This is a genomic window from Niabella sp. CPT15-335-S11 (assembly GCF_058792415.1).
In genome coordinates, this window is the sequence record NZ_JBYTEI010000011.1 from 1 (window position 1) to 3,920 (window position 3,920).

A 3,920-nucleotide genomic window follows, 5' to 3' on the forward strand; every position below is an offset into this window, starting at 1 on the left:
AGCTGCCTAATGAAAAAGAAAGAAATCTTAACTTAGCAATCAACCCTGATGGTCCTAAAATTGGGGAGTGTTATAGAGTATCAGGATCGGATACGCGAAGTAAATTTCTATTTGGAAAATTCTCAAAGATATTCCTCACTTAGGAATGAGTTGAGAGCGATTGAGTTATTATTGGCTCTTTCAATCTTTTATAAACGGATAATTGCAAATTTGGAAGGAACAATAAAATTCTATGGAACGGTTACCAGAGTAAGCGAAGCGGACACAATTCAGATAGGAAATTATTATTTTACTCTTAAAGAGAAAAACAACCTGCAGGCATTGACAATAAATTACCACTCAATTTTAGAAAAGTATCACATTTCTGAGAATATCTTCAATTATTATGATACTCGAGATTTTATTGAAAGCATTTTGAACTTAAAGAACTATGCGGATAATGAGTAAAGCAAATTTTGATACCCAGAAAGAATACAAGTCACCATTTAAGGATATCGCGGAATTCGATCAGGAAATAACTTCTTTCATAAATGTTTTTAAAGCCACATTCGTAAACCATTCAAAGCGTGTCAGTGATTATTTTGAAATGTCTTGCTTCAACCTGATTATACAATATTACAAAAGGAAAAAATATAAAATCAAGGTAGAGAATTTGAAGGATGGAAATTGTTACAGATATAAGTGTTCAACTGCCGGCAATCAACCAAACTTTTCTAATTTTTACATTTCCAAGAAGGTGGGATCGAAATATTTCAGATTTGAGATTTATCATAACCTAACTGTTCAATCTTGTCATCACAAAGAACTTTTTACGACGCCCGATATTGTTGTTGTGAAGCGAAATTCAGTTACATTTCGAAGAGATTATTACAATACAAAACGCGCCTTGTATTATGTCAGGAACAAAGACTTAATAACCTTTTGTGAGGCTAAGAATTTCAATCCGTTTCCCGAGTTGCTCTTTAACTTTATTGGGACAGTCAACGAGTTGCGTACCAGGATTTTAACGAATTCAGCACCGGTATTGAAACCCGTACACATTGCGCCGTCTCTGATGGTGTCTGGGAAGGCAAATAAGGCGACCACGAAAATCAAAGAAGTATTAGAAAAGCGGTATGCCATTAATATTTTTTACGACCTTTTTTATACCAGCAGCAAGTCCTTTTTTAGATTGTCCAAAATACAAACTACTGGACCACTTTTGAAGGAAGCTCAGGTAATTGAGATCATCACGACAAAAAAGAAACAGAAGACAGTGAGTCTTGGAGAATTGCCGTTCTAATTTTCTGCGTAAAGTAAAATCTGCGATGGGATAGTATGGTACAGATATAGAAGGGGGGGAATTCAGATACTCGATCAAAAAATACTATCGAGGATATTATGTGTAATATGTAATAGCTACTACTTAATTCGACACTGTTGGTTTTTTGAGAATAAGTTTTTTTGGTATTGCTTAAGGAATAACTTGCTGGAGAAGTGGCTGGTTGGCCAAAAAGTTTTTTAATAGGGCTAGAGTGAAGCCAGTTTTTATATTTTTACGATTGAAAAGAGGAAAAGAATAATTTTTTTAAACCAATCTAATGAACATTACTAAAATCCATATAGAGAATTTCAAAACCTTTAAGGGTTCATTCAAACTTACTTTAAGTAAGGGGATAAATATCCTTGTAGGAAATAATGAAGCAGGTAAATCGACAATTATTGAAGCCATTCATCTCGCCTTAACAGGTTTGCATAATGGAAAATATTTGAAGAACGAATTATCACAGTATATATTTAACAATGAGGTTGTCGCAGAGTATATTTTGGGATTAGAACAAGGAAATATAGCCCAACCTCTACCACATATTCTTATTGAGGTCTTTATGGAGGGCGAAGATATTGCTGAATTTGAGGGAGACGGGAATAGTGAAAAATCAAAAACAAGTGGTTTTTTCTTAAAAGTGGCTTTTGATGAGAACTATCAGACAGAATATGAGGACTTGGTACAACTTGGAGGGATAAAAACACTTCCAATCGAATATTATAACGTTTCGTGGACAAGTTTTGCACGTGATGAAAGTATCACACCAAGAAAAATTCCTATTAAATCAGCTTTAATTGATTCTTCAAGCCACAGACTTCAAAATGGTTCTGACATCTATATTTCTCGAATTGTAAAAGAATTTTTGGATTCAAATGAAGTTGTAGAAATATCACAAGCCCATAGGAGAATGAAAGAGTCTTTTATGAGTGAGGAAGCAATAAAAAAGATAAATGAGAAAATAAAAACAGCTTCAAAAATTTCAGATAAAAAAGTAGAATTGTCTGTTGAACTATCTTCAAAAAATGCGTGGGAAAGTAGCTTGATGACATATTTGGAAGATGTTCCGTTTCATTACATTGGTAAAGGCGAACAATGTTTAATAAAAACTAAATTGGCTCTGGGACATAAAAAAGCAAAGGAAGCCAACATTCTTTTGTTGGAAGAACCTGAAAACCATTTATCTTATTCTAAACTCAATCAGCTAATTAGCGATATAAAAAACGATAGTGAAGACAGACAGGTCTTAGTTTCTACTCACAGTAGTTTTGTAGCTAATAAATTAGGGCTTGACCATTTGATATTATTGAACGACAGAAAGACAGTAAGATTAAATCAGTTACCTGTAGATACGCATAAGTTCTTTGGGAAGTTGTCTGGGTACGACACTTTAAGGCTAATATTATGCAAGAAAGTGATTTTAGTAGAGGGAGATTCTGATGAGCTTATTGTTCAAAAGGCATTTATGGCTACTAATGACGATAAACTTCCTATTGAGAAAAGTGTTGATGTAATCTCGGTTGGTACTTCTTTTTTAAGGTTTTTGGAAATAGCCGAAAGAATAGGGACAAAAGTAGCTGTTGTTACTGATAATGACGGGAATGTTGAAGCATTGAAGCGGAAGTATGAAAATTATATTGGTAATAACATTAAACCAAACATAAAAATTTTTTTTGATTCGACAATTGATAATGGTGCTTTACAGGAGTTCAATTACAATACTCTTGAGCCGAAATTTCTAAGAGCGAATAATCTTGAAAAACTGAATACAGTATTTGGGACAACTTACCAAAGTAATGATGACTTGCATAGATATATGAAATCCAACAAGACCGAATGTGCATTGAAAGTGTTTGAGACAGAAGAAATCTTAGAATATCCTCAATACATTTTAGATGCAATCAACTTTTAACAACAATAAACTCATTATAACTGCCGCAGGCTCGGGAAAAACAACTTTTCTCGTAGAAGAAGCTCTTAAGCAAAAAGAGGGCAAAGTTCTTATTACCACTTATACCCAAGCTAACGAGACCGAGATAAGAAAGAAAATCATTGAAAGAAATAAGTGTGTTCCTGAAAATGTTACTGTACAAACGTGGTTTTCATTCTTGCTAAAACACGGAGTGAGACCATTTCAGGGAATTTTAGTTGACAAGAAAATTAGAGGATTAATTTTAATAAATAATCAATCAGGGCTAAAAGCATATAGAAATCCTTGTCAAGATTGCAAGCAAAAAAATATAATTAACAACAACTGTCGTAACTGTAAAAATCCTATCTATTTTGGAGAGGAGAAAGAGTTTGAAAGACACTACTTCTCAAAAGAACTAAAAATATATTCAGATAAACTCTCAAAATTTGTATTTCGGTGTAATGAAAAATCAAACGGTTCAGTAATAGACCGAATATCAAGAATATATTCACATATTTTTATTGATGAGATTCAAGATTTGGCTGGTTACGATTTGGATTTACTAAAACTTCTTTTTAATTGTAGTTCTGACATATTGTTAGTTGGCGACCCTAGACAAGGAACATATTCTGTAAGCTTCCCCTAAAACTGGGCCAGTGTCAATTAGAGTTTTTCAGCTTTTCAAATGCTTTATCCACTAAGCGG

At 33.4% G+C, this 3,920-nt stretch carries 3 protein-coding genes; all 3 read left to right on the forward strand.

What is annotated here, in order from left to right; all coding sequences use genetic code 11:
• Nucleotides 1-439 precede the first annotated feature (439 nt).
• The 3 genes from AC3WS5_RS15905 (at nt 440) to AC3WS5_RS15915 (ending at nt 3,861) form a co-directional block, all read left to right on the forward strand.
• On the forward strand, nt 440-1,282 hold the full coding sequence (locus AC3WS5_RS15905) for a hypothetical protein (RefSeq protein ID WP_492468404.1): 843 nt from the start codon (nt 440-442) through the stop codon (nt 1,280-1,282).
• Nucleotides 1,283-1,580: 298 nt separating this feature from the next.
• A complete protein-coding gene (locus AC3WS5_RS15910) occupies nt 1,581-3,215 on the forward strand; it encodes an ATP-dependent nuclease (RefSeq protein WP_492468405.1) in 1,635 nt (544 codons plus the stop codon).
• Nucleotides 3,199-3,861, forward strand: a complete 663-nt coding sequence (locus AC3WS5_RS15915; RefSeq protein WP_492468406.1) for a UvrD-helicase domain-containing protein — start codon at nt 3,199-3,201, stop codon at nt 3,859-3,861. The genes AC3WS5_RS15910 and AC3WS5_RS15915 overlap by 17 nt, the downstream gene beginning before the upstream one ends.
• Nucleotides 3,862-3,920: the final 59 nt, after the last annotated feature.

Bases quoted from the DNA above. Each gene is read 5' to 3' on its own strand.
- AC3WS5_RS15905 (WP_492468404.1), top strand. From the start codon at position 440: ATGAGTAAAGCAAATTTTGATACCCAGAAAGAATACAAGTCACCATTT.
- AC3WS5_RS15910 (WP_492468405.1), top strand. From the start codon at position 1,581: ATGAACATTACTAAAATCCATATAGAGAATTTCAAAACCTTTAAGGGT.
- AC3WS5_RS15915 (WP_492468406.1), top strand. From the start codon at position 3,199: ATGCAATCAACTTTTAACAACAATAAACTCATTATAACTGCCGCAGGC.